At 63.9% G+C, this 16,432-nt stretch carries 15 protein-coding genes; 5 read left to right on the forward strand and 10 right to left on the reverse strand.

Translation table 11 applies throughout. The annotated features are described in order from the left end of the window. Positions 1–40 precede the first annotated feature (40 nt). Complete coding sequence (locus C8C94_RS07060; protein ID WP_121420224.1) at positions 41–2,083, forward strand: ABC-F family ATP-binding cassette domain-containing protein; 2,043 nt, start codon at positions 41–43, stop codon at positions 2,081–2,083. A 484-nt stretch (positions 2,084–2,567) separates the two neighbouring features. Here the strand turns inward: C8C94_RS07060 and phbB are convergent, their stop codons facing one another. The 3 genes from phbB to C8C94_RS07075 all read right to left on the reverse strand — a co-directional run bounded on the left by phbB (position 2,568) and on the right by C8C94_RS07075 (position 6,608). After that, positions 2,568–3,305 carry an acetoacetyl-CoA reductase gene (gene phbB, locus C8C94_RS07065; RefSeq protein WP_121420225.1) on the reverse strand — a complete coding sequence of 246 codons (738 nt, stop codon included), beginning with the start codon at positions 3,303–3,305 and terminating at the stop codon, positions 2,568–2,570. A gap of 349 nt (positions 3,306–3,654) precedes the next feature. Then, positions 3,655–4,833 carry an acetyl-CoA C-acetyltransferase gene (locus tag C8C94_RS07070; protein ID WP_121420226.1) on the reverse strand — a complete coding sequence of 393 codons (1,179 nt, stop codon included), beginning with the start codon at positions 4,831–4,833 and terminating at the stop codon, positions 3,655–3,657. A gap of 74 nt (positions 4,834–4,907) precedes the next feature. Next, the gene (locus C8C94_RS07075; RefSeq protein ID WP_121420227.1) at positions 4,908–6,608 is read right to left on the reverse strand and encodes an alpha/beta hydrolase; all 1,701 of its coding nucleotides are present in this window, start codon (positions 6,606–6,608) and stop codon (positions 4,908–4,910) included. Between the two features lie 124 nt (positions 6,609–6,732). Here C8C94_RS07075 and C8C94_RS07080 point away from each other — a divergent pair, with 124 nt between their 5' ends. Next, positions 6,733–7,059, forward strand: a complete 327-nt coding sequence (locus C8C94_RS07080; RefSeq protein WP_121420228.1) for a hypothetical protein — start codon at positions 6,733–6,735, stop codon at positions 7,057–7,059. Here C8C94_RS07080 and C8C94_RS07085 read toward each other — a convergent pair. The 3 genes from C8C94_RS07085 to C8C94_RS07095 form a co-directional block, all read right to left on the reverse strand. Next, the gene (locus tag C8C94_RS07085) at positions 6,979–7,854 is read right to left on the reverse strand and encodes a polyphenol oxidase family protein (protein WP_121420229.1); all 876 of its coding nucleotides are present in this window, start codon (positions 7,852–7,854) and stop codon (positions 6,979–6,981) included. The two genes, C8C94_RS07080 and C8C94_RS07085, sit on opposite strands and share 81 nt — an antisense overlap. Next, positions 7,851–8,519, reverse strand: a complete 669-nt coding sequence (gene maiA, locus C8C94_RS07090) for a maleylacetoacetate isomerase (protein ID WP_121420230.1) — start codon at positions 8,517–8,519, stop codon at positions 7,851–7,853. Before maiA ends, C8C94_RS07085 begins: the two co-directional genes overlap by 4 nt. A gap of 101 nt (positions 8,520–8,620) precedes the next feature. Beyond that, positions 8,621–9,076 (reverse strand): MarR family winged helix-turn-helix transcriptional regulator, encoded by a 456-nt coding sequence (locus C8C94_RS07095; RefSeq protein ID WP_055397946.1) that lies wholly within the window; start codon positions 9,074–9,076, stop codon positions 8,621–8,623. Positions 9,077–9,244: 168 nt separating this feature from the next. On the opposite strand from C8C94_RS07095, the gene C8C94_RS07100 reads away from it, so the two are divergent. The 3 genes from C8C94_RS07100 (at position 9,245) to C8C94_RS07110 (ending at position 10,847) form a co-directional block, all read left to right on the forward strand. Then, positions 9,245–9,940 (forward strand): fumarylacetoacetate hydrolase family protein, encoded by a 696-nt coding sequence (locus C8C94_RS07100; RefSeq protein WP_121420231.1) that lies wholly within the window; start codon positions 9,245–9,247, stop codon positions 9,938–9,940. Between the two features lie 122 nt (positions 9,941–10,062). Next, positions 10,063–10,614: an NUDIX hydrolase gene (locus tag C8C94_RS07105; protein ID WP_055397838.1), complete on the forward strand. Its 552-nt coding sequence runs from the start codon at positions 10,063–10,065 to the stop codon at positions 10,612–10,614. Positions 10,615–10,622: 8 nt separating this feature from the next. Then, on the forward strand, positions 10,623–10,847 hold the full coding sequence (locus C8C94_RS07110; protein ID WP_121420232.1) for a DUF1737 domain-containing protein: 225 nt from the start codon (positions 10,623–10,625) through the stop codon (positions 10,845–10,847). On the opposite strand, the gene C8C94_RS07115 is transcribed toward C8C94_RS07110, so the two are convergent. The 4 genes from C8C94_RS07115 to C8C94_RS07130 form a co-directional block, all read right to left on the reverse strand. Continuing rightward, positions 10,789–11,304 carry a hypothetical protein gene (locus C8C94_RS07115; protein ID WP_199731213.1) on the reverse strand — a complete coding sequence of 172 codons (516 nt, stop codon included), beginning with the start codon at positions 11,302–11,304 and terminating at the stop codon, positions 10,789–10,791. The genes C8C94_RS07110 and C8C94_RS07115 overlap by 59 nt on opposite strands. Before the next feature lie 213 nt (positions 11,305–11,517). After that, a complete protein-coding gene (locus tag C8C94_RS07120) occupies positions 11,518–13,851 on the reverse strand; it encodes a penicillin-binding protein 1A (protein WP_121420233.1) in 2,334 nt (777 codons plus the stop codon). Positions 13,852–13,879: 28 nt separating this feature from the next. Then, positions 13,880–15,967 carry an NAD-dependent DNA ligase LigA gene (ligA, locus tag C8C94_RS07125; RefSeq protein WP_121420234.1) on the reverse strand — a complete coding sequence of 696 codons (2,088 nt, stop codon included), beginning with the start codon at positions 15,965–15,967 and terminating at the stop codon, positions 13,880–13,882. Next, the gene (locus C8C94_RS07130) at positions 15,960–16,427 is read right to left on the reverse strand and encodes a GNAT family N-acetyltransferase (RefSeq protein ID WP_121420235.1); all 468 of its coding nucleotides are present in this window, start codon (positions 16,425–16,427) and stop codon (positions 15,960–15,962) included. Before C8C94_RS07130 ends, ligA begins: the two co-directional genes overlap by 8 nt. Positions 16,428–16,432 lie beyond the last annotated feature (5 nt).

Genomic DNA, 16,432 nt, shown 5'->3' on the forward strand with positions numbered 1-16,432 from the left:
CCACCCGCCCAGTGCGGGTGCGCTTTTTTCTGAGTTCCGGATGATCACCCTCAAGAACGTTACCCTGCGACGCGGCGCCAAAGTCGTGCTCGACAGCGTTTCCGCCACCATCAACCCCGGCGAAAGCGTAGGCCTTGTGGGCCGCAATGGCGCGGGCAAGTCGAGCCTGTTTGCCTTGCTCAGCGGCAAACTGCACGAAGACGGGGGAGATTTCTACATCCCCACCAGCTGGCGCATGGCGGAGGTCGCGCAGAACATGCCCGAAACCGACCAGTCGGCCACTGACTTTGTGTTGGAGGGTGACACGCGTCTGGCCGAGGTCCAGCAACAGTTGCTGGACGCAGAGGCCAGCGACGACGGCATGGCCATCGCCCATGCTTATTCGGACCTGCACGACGCCGGTGCCCATGATGCGGTGGCACGCGCGCAGGCACTCATTCTGGGCCTGGGCTTTCGCGTGAGCGAGCTCGACCAGCCCGTCAACAGCTTTTCGGGCGGCTGGCGCATGCGCCTGCAACTGGCGCGCGCGCTGATGTGCCCCAGCGATTTGCTGCTTCTGGACGAGCCCACCAACCACTTGGACTTGGACGCCCTGGTCTGGCTCGAAGCCTGGCTCAAGCGCTACGCGGGCACCATGATCGTGATCAGCCATGACCGCGAGTTTCTGGACGCCATCACCAACGTCACCCTGCAGATCCAGCAAGGCGAGTTGAACCGTTACGGTGGCAACTACAGCAAGTTCGAAGAGCTGCGCGCCCAGCAGCTTGAACTGCAACAGGCCAGCTTCTCCAAACAGCAGGAGAAGATGGCCCACCTGCAGAAGTTCATCGACCGCTTCAAGGCCAAGGCCAGCAAGGCCAAGCAGGCGCAAAGCCGCGTCAAGCAGCTCGAACGCATGGAAAAGATTGGCCCCGTGCTGGCCGAGGCGGACTTCACCTTCGAGTTCAAGGAACCCGCCAATCTGCCAAACCCGATGCTGGCCATCAGCGATGCATCATTTGGCTATGTGGACGACGAGGGCACGCCCACCACCATCCTCACCGGCGTCAACCGCTCGGTGCTGGCGGGCCAGCGCATCGGCATCCTGGGTGCCAACGGCCAGGGCAAGTCCACGCTGGTCAAAACCATTGCCCGCACCATGAAGCCCCTGGGCGGCAGCGTGACCGAAGGCAAGGGCCTGAACATCGGCTACTTTGCCCAGCAGGAATTGGATGTGCTGCGCCCCAGCGAGAACCCGCTGGAGCACATGATCCGCCTGGCCAAGGAGCTGGGTCCCGACGCCAAGCAACCCAGCCGAGAGCAAGACCTGCGCAGCTATCTGGGCACGTTCAACTTCACGGGCGACATGGTCAAGCAGGCCGTGGGCACGATGAGCGGTGGCGAAAAAGCCCGCTTGGTGCTGGCCATGATCGTCTGGCAGCGTCCCAACCTGCTGCTGCTGGACGAACCTACCAACCACCTCGACTTGGCGACCCGCGAGGCCCTGGCCATGGCGCTCAACGACTTCGATGGCACCGTCATGCTGGTCAGCCACGACCGTTCGCTGCTGCGCTCGGTCTGCGAAGACTTCTGGATGGTGGGCCGGGGCGTTGTGGGGCCCTTCGATGGCGATCTGGACGACTACCAGCGCTACCTGCTCGAAGAGTCCAAACGCCTTCGCGAAGAGGCACGCCTGGCCGAGCAGGCACAGGTCTCGGTGGCAAGCTCCACGGCCCCCAAGGCCAACGCACCTTCAGCGGCAGCAAATCCCGCTCCTGTCGCGGCCCCGGTGCCCACACCGACCTCCGCCACAACCCCTTCAAGGGACGGGCGAGAACAACGCAAACTGGATGCCCAGGCGCGCCAGCAACAAGCCGAAAAAACACGGCCGCTCAAAAAAGAGCTGGAGCAGATCGACAAGCGCCTGGCGACGCTGGCTGGCGAACGGGCTGCGCTCGAGCACAAGCTCACGCAGGCCCTGCCTCCGGCCGAGATCGCCGAGTGTGGCCGCGCCCTGAAGGCAGGCCATGAAGAGACGGCCCAACTGGAAGAACGCTGGCTGGAAATTTCTTCGGAACTGGAAGAAATCTCGGCAGCGGCATAGGCCAAAAATGTAAATTCATGTAATCACAAAATGATCTTTTTCGACCTTTTCGCTTATCCAGTAATGATTTTTAGCTATTATTTTGATAGCGGTGTAGAGGTAAATCTGCGGGCACTTACGGTTGCATTTTTTTGCGAGACGCTGTCAACGGACTGTAGATGGGCCGCGTTGTTGGTACATCACAGGAGTTTTCCAGCATGAATACCACCGCAATCTTGTCCGCTTGGCCCGAAGACGAACGCGATCGCAAGCGCGCTCCCGCCCGCTTCTGAAGGCGTGGCAGCCAGCTTCCCGCTTCAAGCGCCCATCCAATGCCAGCCGCAAAATCAAAGCACAAAGCGTACCAAGGTACCGGTTGTGTTTCCGCCAAACGGCCCATTTCATAGGCTCCTCGAAGCAAGATAACCGGCGACCCCTTCCCTCTTGCTCCTCCAACAAAAAACCCCGCATTGCGGGGTTTTTTGTTTTTCCAAGCCTTCGGGCATCAACCCATGTGCAGGCCACCGTTGACCGAAAAATCGGCACCGGTCGCGTAGCCACCTTCATCCGAAGCCAGCCACGCAATGATGGAAGCGATTTCGCTGGGTTCACCGAGGCGCTTGACGGGAACCGTGGCAACGATCTTTTCAAGCACATCGGGGCGGATCGCCTTGACCATGTCAGTGCCGATGTAGCCGGGGCTCACCGTATTGACCGTCACGCCCTTGGTCGCCAGCTCCTGCGCCAGCGCCATCGAAAAGCCATGCATGCCCGCCTTAGCGGCCGAGTAGTTGGTCTGGCCCGCCTGGCCCTTTTCACCGTTCACCGAGCTGATGTTGATGATGCGGCCCCAGCCCTTTTCCACCATGTCGGCCACCACCTGCTTGGTGACGTTGAACATGCTGTTGAGGTTGGTTTCAATCACCGCGTCCCAGTCTTCGCGCGACATCTTGAGGAACATGCGGTCGCGGGTGATGCCGGCGTTGTTCACCAGCACATCGATGGTACCGTGCTCGGCCTTGGTCTTGCCAAAGGCTTCTACCGTGGAATCCCAGTCGCCCACATTGCCCACCGACGCATAGAAGGTGTAGCCCAGGGCTTTCTGCTCGGCCAGCCACTTGGCATGGTCACGGGTAGGGCCACAACCTGCGATGACCTTGAAGCCCTCCTTGTGCAGGCGCTGGCAAATGGCAGTCCCGATGCCGCCCATGCCGCCGGTGACGTATGCAACTTTCTGGCTCATGTGATTTCTCCTTGTTAGTGATTTGCTCAACAGCCACTCTACCGAAGAAATCTACCGCCGCCGTGAAGGAAAACACTGAAGCCCTTTTCTTTTTGGCATATCGGCATGCGTCACACGCCTTACGCGCTATGTGTCTCGGCAGAGTCACTGTTTTGGTGCAAGCCACAGCCTTCCTACGGCCCAACAGAAACATCTTGCAACCACCTGCGCGCGCTAAGTTGGGACCACGGCGACGACACGTTCAAACTGAAGCCAGACATAAAAAAGCCGCGTCGTAACGCGGCTTCGATTTTTGGCCTTGCATCTGAGAAACGGCTGAACCGCAGGTGCAAACAGGCGCAGGGGCTTGTTAGCGCTCCAAGGCCAGGGACACGCCCATGCCGCCACCAATACACAGCGCTGCCAAGCCCTTCTTGGCATCGCGGCGCTGCATTTCGTGCAGCAGGGTCACCAGGATGCGGCAGCCGGAAGCGCCGATGGGGTGGCCGATGGCGATGGCACCGCCGTTCACGTTCACCTTGGCAGGGTCAATCCCCAATTCCTTGTTCACCGCGCAGGCTTGTGCGGCAAAGGCTTCGTTCAGCTCGAACAGATCCACATCGGCAGCGTTCCAGCCTGCGCGCTGCAGGGCCTTGCGTGACGCCGGCACCGGGCCCATGCCCATGGTGGCGGGATCGAGTCCGCTGGTGCCGAATGCAGCGATGCGTGCCAGGGGCTTGAGGCCCAGGGCTGCAGCTTTCTTAGCGGTCATCACCACCACAGCGGCTGCGCCGTCGTTCAGGCCCGATGCGTTGCCCGCCGTCACGCTGCCGGCCTTGTCGAATGCGGGGCGCAGGCCTGCCAGCGCTTCGGCGTTGGTCTTGCGGTTGAGGTATTCGTCGGCGTTGAACAGGATGGGGTCGCCCTTCTTCTGCGCCAGGCTCACACCCACGATTTCGTCCACAAACTTGCCGGCATCTTGCGCTGCGGCGGCCTTTTGCTGACTGCCCAATGCCAGGGCATCCTGCATATCGCGCGTGATGCCATAGGCCTTGGCCACGTTTTCAGCGGTGATACCCATGTGGTACTGGTTGTACACGTCCCACAGACCGTCCACGATCATGGTGTCGATGAGCTTCCAGTCGCCCATGCGCTGGCCATCGCGGGAGCCGGGCAGTACGTGGGGCGCCATGCTCATACTCTCTTGGCCGCCAGCCACGACGATCTCGCTGTCACCCCAGGCCACAGCCTGCGCAGCAAGCATCACGGCCTTCAAGCCTGAGCCGCACACCGCATTGATCGTGAGCGCAGGAGTTTCCTTGGCCACACCGGCCTTCATGGAAGCCTGCCGGGCGGGGTTCTGGCCCACGCCAGCGGCCAGCACCTGGCCCATGATGACTTCACCAATCTGGTCGGACGACAGGCCCGCGCGCGCGATGGCTTCGCGGATCACGATGGCGCCCAGTTCGGTCGCAGGCGTCTTGGCCAGCGCACCACCAAACTTGCCCACAGCAGTGCGGGCGGCCGAAACGATGACGATGTCTTCCATGGAATGTCCTTGTGGTTGGAGGTTGTTTGTTGCTTGGTAATTCTCGCAGTGCTGAAAGTCAGGACTTTTGCGTATCAGGATTTCTGCTTCACGTAGCTGCCGGGGGCGGGCTCCAAGGCCTTGAACTTGGTGCCCTTGCCATAGCCCTTGGGCGCCGCGATCTGCTTGCCCGCGTGGCCCTTGAGCCAACCAGACCAGTCGGTCCACCAACTGCCGGGGTGCTCGGTCGCGCCTTGGAGCCATTGGTCGAGCGTGGCGGGCAGTTTGCCGTCGGCGCGAATCCAGTGGCTGCGCTTGCCTTTGGCAGGCGGGTTGATGACGCCCGCTATGTGCCCCGAGGCCCCCATCACAAACCGTTTCTCGCCGGGCAGCACCTGCGTGGAGGCATAGGCAGCATTGATGGGCACGATGTGGTCCTCGCGCGAGCCGTAGATGTACACGGGCAGGTCGAGGTTGCCCAAATCCATCTTCTCGCCACACACGGTGAGCTTGCCCGGTTGGACGAGGTTGTTTTCAAGGTAGAAATTGCGCAGGTACCAAGCGTAAAACGGGCCTGGCAGGTTGGTGCTGTCGCTGTTCCAGTACAGTAGGTCGAACGGGGGCGGTGTTTCGCCCTTGAGGTAGTTGCCCACCACGTAGTTCCACACGAGGTCATTGGGGCGCAGAAAACTGAAGGTCGAGGCCAGGTCCTGCCCCTTCATGAGGCCGCCCTTGCCCATCTGCATTTCGCGGAACTTCACGAAAGCCTCGTCGATGAACACATCGAGGATGCCGGTGTCGGTGAAGTCGATCAGCGTGGTGAGGAAAGTGGCGCTGGCCACGGGCTCATCGCCGCGCGCGGCCAGCACGGCCAGCGCATTGCTCAGGATGGTGCCGCCTACGCAAAAACCGAGCGCATTGATCTGGTCGGCGCCCGTGATGTTCTGCACCACGTCGATGGCGGCCATGGCGCCGTCTTCCACGTAATCGTCCCAGGTCTTGTGGGCGAGGCTGTCGTCAGGGTTGCGCCAGCTGACCACAAAGGTCCGGTGGCCTTGCTCCACGGCGTAGCGGATCAGCGAGTTCTCGGGCTGCAGGTCAAGGATGTAGAACTTGTTGATGCACGGCGGCACGAGCAGGAAGGGCCGCTCGTACACCTTGGCGGTCAGCGGCTTGTATTCGAGCAACTGGAACAGTTCGTTCTCGTACACCACCGCGCCTTCCGTAGTGGCCACGTTGCGCCCCACCTCGAACAGGCTTTCGTCGGTCATCGACACATGGCCCTGCGTGATGTCGTGCAGCAGGTTCTGCATGCCCTTGGCAATGCTCTCGCCCTTGGTCTCGATGGCTTTTTTCTGTGCTTCGGCGTTGAAGGCCAGGAAGTTGCTGGGCGCCATGGCAGCCATCCACTGTTCCACGCCAAAGCGGATGCGGGCCTTGGTCTTTTCGTCAGCCTCGACCGCATCGGCCAGCCCCATGAGGGTGCGGGCATTGAGCAGGTAGGCTGCGGCTGAGAACGCAGCAACGGGGTTGCTGGCCCAGCCCTCGCCGGAGAAGCGGCGGTCCTTGACTTCGGGGGTTCCCTGCAGGCCCTGGGCCCAGAGTTCCTGCGCGTCTTTCAGGTACTGCTGCTGCAGGGACTGCAGCTTGGTGGGCGAAAATTTCAGGGGTGGTGCTGCAGGAACCTGGGAGCCCATGTCCAGCTTCTGGAACGACTGCAGCGCCTGCGACCAGCTTTGCCCGAAAATCTTCTGGAACTGCTCGGCGCTCTCGGCCCAGGGTGATTCAGAATTCATGCTCTCTCCTCAGTGATTGGTCGCTCGCAGCGGCAAAGCTTCTGGTTTTTTATCTCTCGGGTTCATTGTTGCCGAGCCCTTTGCACATGGCAACGGATTCAACGCTTGCACTGAACACAAACCAATGTACCTCATCGTCATCGCCTGGACCTACGTCACCCTCATGATGGCGGTGGCCGAAGCCACCAGCCCCAACGGCACCGTGCTCGGCGCCGTGATCACCTTTGCGCTGTATGGCATGCTGCCTATGGGCATTCTGGTGTACATCCTTGGCACTCCTTCGCGCAAGCGGGCAATCAAGGCACGCGAGGCCGCAGAGCAGGCGGCCTACGATGCGGAGCAAGCCGCAGCCGCAACCACTGCCACGGCGTCAGCTGCGCCAGATGCAGGCGGCGAAGCGCCCGCTAGCGCCGAGGGCCCCACTGTCGCGGCGGTGCGAAAAGAACCGTGAAGCGTTGGTTACGGTGCACCAAGGCGATGTGCCATCGTTGCCGTGGACGTGGGTGATCCCCAGCGCCTGCAGCCGCAGCCGAGCCAGTCCAGCCAGGTCGCACAGGTATTTGCCTTTGGCACTGCCGCTGGGCACAAAACACGCCTCTGAAGCCGGGTTCGCCTCGCAAAATACCGCGCGCACCTCGGCCCCCACTTCAAAGGCCTGCGGGCCAATACAGGGACCCAGCCAGACCAGGGTGTCCTGGGCGAACGTTTGGGCAGGATCGTTTGCTTCTATTTTGATAGCATTTAGCGCTTTGCCATCCAGCGCCAGGGCCTCAAAACGCTTGAAGACCGATTCCAGTACTCCCTGCCCGCCCACTCCGGCCAGCCCGCGCCATCCTGCATGCGCCGCCGCCACCACACGGCCTGAACGGTGTGCGAGCAGCACCGGCAGGCAGTCCGCCACCATGATGGTGCAGGCCACACCGGGCGCGGTGGCCACGCAGGCATCGGCGTCGATGCCATCGGGTGTGCTGCTGTCCAGGTGCACCACGCCATCGCCGTGTACTTGGTTCAGAAACACCGCCCGTGTGCCATTCGCCACCGCAGCGACCGTGGATTGCAGCCGCATGCGGTTGGTGTGCACGGCGGCCGCGACATCACCCACATGGGTCCCCAGATTCAGGCTGTCATAGGGTGGCAGGCTCACGCCCCCCGTGCGTGTGGTGCACAGTGCAAACACGCCCTCGGGCGCGGGCCAGTCGGGCACCAGGCAGTCGGCCGCCGCCAGAGGGCCTTCGTGCGGGGTCAAGCTTCGTGGTCCGGACAGGCGGACGGCTGGGCCTTCTGGAAGGCGGGCAACGCCATGCAGGCTTCGAATGCCCCCATCGTGAGTGGCAGGCCACCCAGGTCCACGTTGAAACGCTGGCCGTTGAAGATTTGCGGCACCAGGCAGCAGTCGGCCAGCGTGGGGGTGTTGCCCCAGCACAGCACGGAGGGAGGCAGGCCCTGGGTTTCGCGCTCTTGCGCCAACAGTGCCAGCTGGCGCTCAAAGGCCTCCAGCCCGCTGCGCACCCAGTGGTGGTACCACGCGTTCTTGGCCCCCTCGTCCACCTTCAGCTCGCGCACCAGGTACTTGAGAACGCGCAGGTTGTTGATGGGATGGATTTCGCATGCCACCATCTGCGCCAGCGCACGCACGTGTGCCCGCGCCAGGGGCGTGGCAGGCAGCAGCGCGGGCGTAGGGTGGGTTTCCTCCAGGTATTCGATGATGGCCATCGACTGGGACAGCGCCGCTCCGTCATCGACCACCAGCGTGGGTACCAGCGCATCGCCGATGCGGCTGGCGTACGCGGGGGCCTGGTGCTCACCCTTGACGAGGTGCACGGGGATGTAGTCGTAAGGCAGGCCCTTGATCTGCAGCGCGATGCGCACGCGGAACGAGGCGGAGGAGCGGAAGTAGTTGTACAGCTGCATGCAGAAAATACGTTGTGAAAGGGGACGTTTCAAAGCGTGACAGTGGGGCCCCACACTACAGCGGGCGCTGAATGGGCAAGCCTCGGGGCCGCCCGGGGCCGTCAGGCGCCCGAGGCCCCTGCCGGGTCCTGGTGGTTGTAGACAACCTTGGACAGGATGGCCATAAGATCGACGCGCTCTTGCGCATTGAGTGGCGCCATCAGCCGCTCCTGCACACGCTGGGCGGCATCACGCATCTGTAGCGCGGCCACCTCGCCCTCGGGGGTGATCCACAGCAGTTTGCGGCGGCGGTCGCGGGTGTCGGGCTCACGGCGGATCCAACCGCGTTTTTCGAGCCGCCCGATCACCGAGCCCGATGTGGCAGCGTCGAACGCCACGCGGGACGCCAGCGTGACCTGGTCTTCACCGGGCCGTGCCAGCAGCTCATGCAGGATGGCGAACTGCACCGGCGTCACGTCAAACCCCGCAGTCTCTTCCATGAAAAGCGCCACGGTTCGCTGGTGGGCACGGCGCACCAGGTGGCCTGGCGTGTTGTGGAAATCGAAGCTCTTTGCCATGGGCGCGAGTGTAGCGCCCCCCAGCAGGCAGCCCGCGCCCATGGCACACTGCCACACCGAGGCCGCGCAGGGTCCAGCCCGGGGTTTTGCGACACAGTACCTGCCCTGGCATCCGCGCCGTCAGGCAACCATTCATTTCCATTGAACCCAGAAATTCGAGAGGCTGACATGAGCTACGTGTTTTCTCCCGCCCCCGTGGCCAGCGTGCCCGTGGTGGGCAGCGGCGACCGCTTTCCCGTGCACCGCATTTATTGCGTGGGCCGCAACTATGAAGAGCATGCCAAGGAAATGGGCTTCACCGGCCGCGAGCCACCCTTCTTCTTCATGAAGCCCGCCGATGCCATCGTGGTGGTCAACGCGGGCGAAACGGGCCAGCTGCCCTACCCCAGCCTCACCGCCAACCTGCACCACGAGATCGAACTGGTCGTGGCCATCGGCAAGGGTGGCAAAAACATCAAGGCCGCCGACGCATTGGCACACATCTACGGATATGCCGTGGGCCTGGACATGACACGCCGCGACCTGCAGAACGACATGAAAAAACAGGGCCGCCCCTGGTGCATCGGCAAGGGCTTTGATGCCAGCGCGCCCATTGGCCCCATCACCCCGGCTGCCCAAGCGGGCGACGTGGCCAAGGCGGCCATCTGGCTGCAGGTCAACGGCGCCGACCGCCAGCGCAGCACCGTCACCCAGCTGATCTGGAACATTGCCGAAACCATCGAACACCTATCGGCCGCGTGGGAGCTGCAGCCCGGCGACCTGATCTACACCGGCACCCCCGAAGGCGTGGGCGCCGTGGTGCGCGGCGATGTGCTGGAGGGTGGTGTCGAAGGCCTGGGCACGCTGCGCTTGAGCGTGGTGTAACGCCCTGGCCGGGGCGCCGCGCGGCCCCAGTCTGGACGCACAGCCCCTGCACTATGCTTTTCATAGCTGCTTGCGCTTATTGAACAAGCGCTGGCAGCCGATCTGATTCGAAAAATCCTCCGATGACCTTCCGCAGCCCCATCAAACACTGCCGCGCCTGTGGCACCGCCGTGGTCTACCGCCTGCCGGACGACGGCGACACCAAACAGCGCGCGGTGTGCCCCGTCTGCAACACGGTGCACTACGAGAACCCACTCAACGTGGTGGGCACCGTGCCCGCGCTGCCCGATGGCCGCATCCTGCTGTGCAAGCGCAACATCGAACCCCGCTGGGGCAAGTGGACCCTGCCCGCAGGCTTCATGGAGCTGGACGAAACCACGGCCCAGGGCGCCGCGCGAGAAACAGACGAAGAGGCTGGCGCCCAGATTGAAATGGGCCCGCTGTTCAGCCTGCTGAATGTGCGCCGAGTGGGCCAGGTACACCTGTTTTACCGCGCCACGCTGCTGAGCGACCAGTTCAACCCCGGCTACGAGACCATCGAGGCACGTCTGTTTGCCGAAGACGAGGTGCCCTGGGACGAGCTGGCCTTCCGCACCGTGAAGGAAACCCTGGAATGCTACTTTGCCGACCGCAAGGCGGGCGCCATGGGTATGCACTTCATTGACATCGAATAGGCCGTGGGATGACTGCCACTACCACCTCCACGTCCCCTGCCCCGGCCAGCACACCTCCCGAAGGCCTGCCAGCCTACCGCTTGCTCACAGGTCCTGATGACGCCAGCTTTTGCCGCCGTGTCAGCGACGCGCTGGCACTGGGCTACCGGTTGTACGGATCCCCCGCCGCCACGTTCAACGGCCAGAACGTGATCGTGGCGCAGGCCATTGTGTGGCCTGGCACAGTGGTCTGACCTCCGCCCGTCCGACACATCGCCGGTCGCGGGCCGTCAGCCGCCGAGCGCGCCGTGTCACGGCTTGGCGGGTATGACGATGACGGTACTGCCATCGCCCGATGGTTCCGGTATTACCGGTGTTGCCCTTGCTACCAGTGTTGCCGGTGTTGCCCTTGGCACCCGTGGCACCTGTATCCCCCTGGTAGCCCGTGGCGCCTTGCATGCCGGTAGCACCCGTGCTGCCCTGCCCGCCTGTGGCCCCTGTGGACCCCATGCTGCCCGTAGCCCCTGTGTAACCCGTGTTTCCCTGGTTGCCCGTGGCTCCGGTGGCTCCGGTATAGCCGGTGTCACCGGTCTTGCCGGTATATCCCGTATTGCCGGTATTGCCCTGCGCTCCCGGGGGGCCCATGGGGCCGGTGCAGGCGCCCAGGGTGAGGGTGGCCAGCACAAGCAAGGTGGTGGTAATCGTTTTCATGGTGAGTCCTTTGGCGTTGCATGCAGTCCAACAACGACTGCATGGGCCAATGTGCGGGCCCCACCATGAAAGGTCTGTTCGTTTACGCGCATAAGCCAGGCGCCAGCCGCACCATGGAGTGACTGGCGACGCCGTCCTACAACGTCAAAGTTGGCAGCGTTGTGCAACGCTTCGGTGGCTTGGGGTGCGCAGGCCCACCCCGCCGCTTCGCACCTACCCGCCCACCCGCTCCTCGGCTGGCACAGGCGGCCGGGAGGAACCAGCAGGGTCCGTGGTGACCGGTGGCAGCCCATCACCGCTGGGCCGTGGCGGAGTTCCGGGCCAGGGGGCCGGTGCAGAGGGGGATTGCGCATCCCCTCCGAACAGGCCCCGGATCCATTCCCGCATCGCGCCCAGTGATCCATCCGCCGGTGGCGGGGGGGTATCCACAAACTCGTCTACAAAACGGTCATTCCCGTTGATCGCCCTGGTGCGAATGGCCTGCTGCATGAACTCGCCCACCATGGGCAACGCGCTGCGCGCCCCCTGCCCCCACGCATCGCTGCGCAGCGTAATGCGGCCGTCGTTGAAACCCGCCCAGGCACCCGCCACAACGCGCGCGTGCATGAGGATGAACCAGCCGTCGGTGTTGTCCTGCGTGGTGCCGGTCTTGCCCGCCACATCGGCCTGGATGCCATAGCGGGTGCGGATTGCGGTGGCCGTGCCCCGGTCGATGGCGCCGCGCATGGTATTGCGCAAGGTCTGCGCGGCGCGTGGCTCGAAAACCGTTTCGGGGGCAGACGGCGAAAAAGTCTCCAGCACCTTGCCGTGGCGGTCCTCGATGCGGGTAATCAGCACGGGCTCCACATAGCGGCCCAGATTGGCGATGGAGCTGTAGGCCGTCACCATTTCCTTCAGGGTGACCGGGCTGGTGCCGAGCGCCAGAGATGGCACCTCTTCCAGCGGCGACTGGCGCACCCCCAGGGCCCGGGCCACCTCGGCCACGCGGGCCGGGCCCACCTGCTGCATGACCTGTGCGGTGATGGTGTTCTTGGAAAACGCCAGGCCATCGGCCAGCGTCATGGGCTGGTCGCTGGGCGGGCCGCCATCGGTGGGGCGCCACACGCGGCCTCCGCCCAGGGGGATTTCTACGGGCCCGTCCATCAGCGTATCGCTGGGCGACGCGCCACTGGCAAACGCCGCGCCATACACAAAGGGCTTGAACGTGGAGCCAGGCTGGCGCCGCGCCGCCTGCACGTGGTCGAACGGGTCTTGCGCAAAGTCGCGGCTGCCCACCCAGGCCAGCACATGGCCGGTGACCGGGTCCTGCGCCAGAAACCCGGCCTGCACGCGCGTCTTCTCGGCGCGCAGTTTCTGCAGGAAGGCGGTGTCATCCAGCAGCGCCTGCAAGGCCTCTTCCGGGGTCTGGCCCTTGTCCACGGCGTTGCGGTATTCGGGGCTTTCGCGCACCAGCATCTGCACCAGCTCGCTCTTCGGGCCCCAGCCATTGCGCTGGGACCAGGCGGTGTCTGCCACGCCCTGCAGCTGGCGCCCCTGGCGCGCCACGGCCTGGTTGGCAATGGCCTGCAGGCGCGAGTCGATGGTGGTGCGGATCACCAGGCCATCGGCATACAGGTTGTAGCCATGGCTGTCGGCCCACTCGATGAGCTGCTTGCGCAGCTGCATCGCAAAGTGGGGCGCGGGGCCCATGACCTCGGTCTGACGCTCGAAATTGACGCGCAGCGGGCGTTTTTGCAGGGCCTCCAGCTGCTTTTCTTCGAGCTTGCCGCGCTTGACCATTTGCGACAGCACGGTGTTGCGCCGTGCCTGGGCACGCTCGGGGTTGAGCACGGGGTTGTAGTAGGCCGTGCCCTTGAGCATGCCGATCAGCGTGGCGCTTTCCAGCACGTTGAGCTTGTCGGCCGACTTGTCGAAATACGTGCGCGCGGCCATCTCGATACCGTAGGCGTTGTAGAGGAACGGCACGGTGTTGAGGTAAGTCTCCAGGATCTCGTCCTTGGTGTACGACGCCTCGATCTTGAGCGCGGTGATCGCCTCCTTGAGCTTGCGCGTGAGGGCCTGTGGGAACACGCGCGAGCGCCCGATCTCCTCCGGAAACAGGTTGCGTGCCAGCTGCTGCGTGATGGTGGAGCCACCCTGAGGGTCCCCGCGCAGCGTGTGCACCACCGACGATGCCGTGCGCCGCCAGTCCAGACCAAAGTGGTCGTAAAAACGGTGGTCTTCGGTGGCGATGAGGGCGTTCACCACGTTGGGCGATATCTGGCTCAACTCCACCCATTCGCGGTTGGCCCAGCGGTATTCGGCCAGCAGCTTGCCGTCCATCGACATGAGCTGCGCGGGCAGCTCGCTTTTGGCCTTGCGGATGTCACTGATGGAGGGGGTGAACGGGATCAGCACCAGCGTGTAGACCAGCACGGCGGCAGGCACCGCCAGGGCTCCCCACATCAGCGCGCGGCGCAGCGGGCGGGGTATCCAGGCGAACAGGCCGGCCAGCCAGCGGAACAGGGCCGCCGCGCGGGCCTGAAAGGAAAGCAGCAATGTGCGCATCAAAAACTCAGAGAAAGGGGAGATTGCCTCAGGCGCCTGTGCCCGACAGCAGGGCCAGCATGCCGACTTCGTCCAGCACGGGCACGCCAAGCTCTTCGGCCTTGGCCAATTTGCTGCCGGCCTCGGCGCCCGCCACCACATAGCTGGTCTTCTTGCTGACCGAACCGGCCACCTTGGCGCCAGCGGCTTCCAGCATGTCCTTGGCCGCGTCGCGGCTGAGCGTGGGCAAGGTGCCGGTCAGCACCACCGTCTTGCCCGCCAGGATCTGCGGGGCACGCTCGGCCACCGGGCCTTCGGGCCAGGTCACGCCGCAGGCGCGCAGTTGCTCGACCACCTCCCGGTTGTGCGGCTGCTGGAAGAAGGTGTGCAGGCTCTGTGCCACCACGGGGCCCACATCGTTCACCTCCAGCAACTGCTCCACGCTCGCATCCATGATGGCGTCCAGCGTGCCAAAGTGCCGAGCGAGGTCCTTGGCCGTGGCCTCGCCCACATGGCGCAGCCCCAGACCGAACAGGAAGCGCGGCAAGGTGGTCTGCTTGGATTTTTCGAGCGCAGCCAGCACGTTCTGGGCCGACTTCTCGGCCATGCGCTCCAGCGCGATGAGCGACGTGAGGCCCAGCCGGTACAGGTCGGGCAGCGTACGGATCACGTTGGCGTCCACCAGCTGGTCCACCAGCTTGTCGCCCAGGCCTTCGATATCCATGGCGCGGCGCGCGGCAAAGTGCAGTATGGCCTCCTTGCGCTGCGCGGCGCAGAACAGGCCACCCGTGCAGCGGTGGTTGGCTTCGCCCTTTTCGCGGACCACATCGCTACCGCACACGGGGCAGGCTGCGGGCATGCGGAAGTTGGGCACATACCCCGTGCGCTTGCCGGGCATCACGCCCACCACCTCCGGGATCACATCGCCCGCGCGGCGCACGATGACGGTGTCGCCCACGCGCACGCCCTTCTTGCGAATCTCGAACAGGTTGTGCAGCGTGGCATTGGTGACGGTGACACCGCCCACAAACACTGGCGCCAGGCGTGCGACCGGCGTGATCTTGCCGGTGCGGCCTACCTGTACGTCGATGCCTTCGATCCTCGTGGCCATCTCCTGGGCAGGGTACTTGTGCGCCACGGCCCAGCGCGGCTCGCGGGTCTTGAAGCCCAGGTCGCGCTGCAACTGCAGGGAATTGACCTTGTAGACCACACCGTCGATGTCGTACGGCAGCGCATCGCGGCTGGCTCCCACCTGCTGGTGAAATGCTACCAATTCAGTAGCACCTACCGCAATCTGCACCTGCGCTGCCACCGGAAAACCCCAGGACTTCAGCGTCTGCAGCATCTCGTAGTGCGTGCGGAACACCGGCCCGCCATCGCCGGGCGGCGTGATGGCGCCCAGGCCATAGGCAAAGAAGCTCAAGGGGCGCTGGGCGGTGATGCCGGAGTCGAGCTGGCGCACCGCACCCGCTGCGGCGTTGCGTGGGTTCACAAAGGTCTTGCCGCCCTGCTCACGCTGGCGCTCGTTGAGAGCATCAAAGTCTGCACGGCGCATGTAGACCTCGCCACGTACTTCGAGCAGCGGCGGTACACCGCCAGGCAGCGTGAGGGGTATCTGCCGGATCGTGCGGATGTTGTGCGTCACGTCCTCGCCCACCTCGCCATCACCGCGCGTGGCTGCCTGCACCAGGCGGCCGTTTTCATAGCGCAGGCTCATGGCCAGGCCGTCGAACTTGGGCTCGGCCACGTATTCGATGGCAGGATCAGATTCCGACAGGCCCAGCTCGCGCCGCACGCGGGCATCAAACGCCTGGGCGCCGGTGGCCTCGGTGTCGGTTTCGGTGTGGATGCTGAGCATGGGCACCGCGTGGCGCACCGATGCCAAGCCCTCCATCACCGCGCCAATCACGCGCTGCGTGGGCGAATCGGGGGTGATGAGGTTGGGGTGCGCAGCCTCCAGCGCCTGCAACTCGCGGAACACACGGTCGTATTCGGCATCGGGCACCGTGGGTGCGTCCAGCACGTAGTACTGGTGCGCCCAGTGGTTGAGCTGGTCGCGCAGTGCTTTGATTTTGATAGCTGGTTGCGCTTGATCTGCGGGCGCTGGAGCCGAAAAAAGATCAGATTGCTCAGTCATGGCGGACCGCCCTGGGGTTCTTCTGGACGAAGCCCAATTCCTGGTTGCCAACAAAGCCGGCAGATTCATAGAGTCGGTGCGCTTGCTCGCGCTGAGCACCCGAGAGAAGAAATACCTTGCAGCAATTCATTGTCCAAGCTGCATCCAGAGCGAACTCCAGAGCAGCAAGTGCCAGCCCCCGGCGACGAAAGCGCTCGCCCGTAATCACGTGCTCAATGACACCGATGGGCATTCCAGCACTCGCGAAATTGGGGATCGAAGCCAGCATGCAGGTGGCACCGACTTCGCCTTCGCAAAGCGCAACGACGAGGCGCGCCTGCGGAGACTGCAACACGACACGAAAATGCGCCAAGGATGCATCACTGTCCACCTCGGGGTCCTGAGGCCGCAGTTCTCTGTACAGAGCTTTGACGGCGCCGTGGTCAGCTTCGGTTGCCAGACGGACCTGCATTGCACTCATGCGCT

The sequence above is a fragment of the Acidovorax sp. 94 genome (assembly GCF_003634645.1).
GTDB classification, from domain to species: domain Bacteria; phylum Pseudomonadota; class Gammaproteobacteria; order Burkholderiales; family Burkholderiaceae_C; genus Acidovorax; species Acidovorax facilis.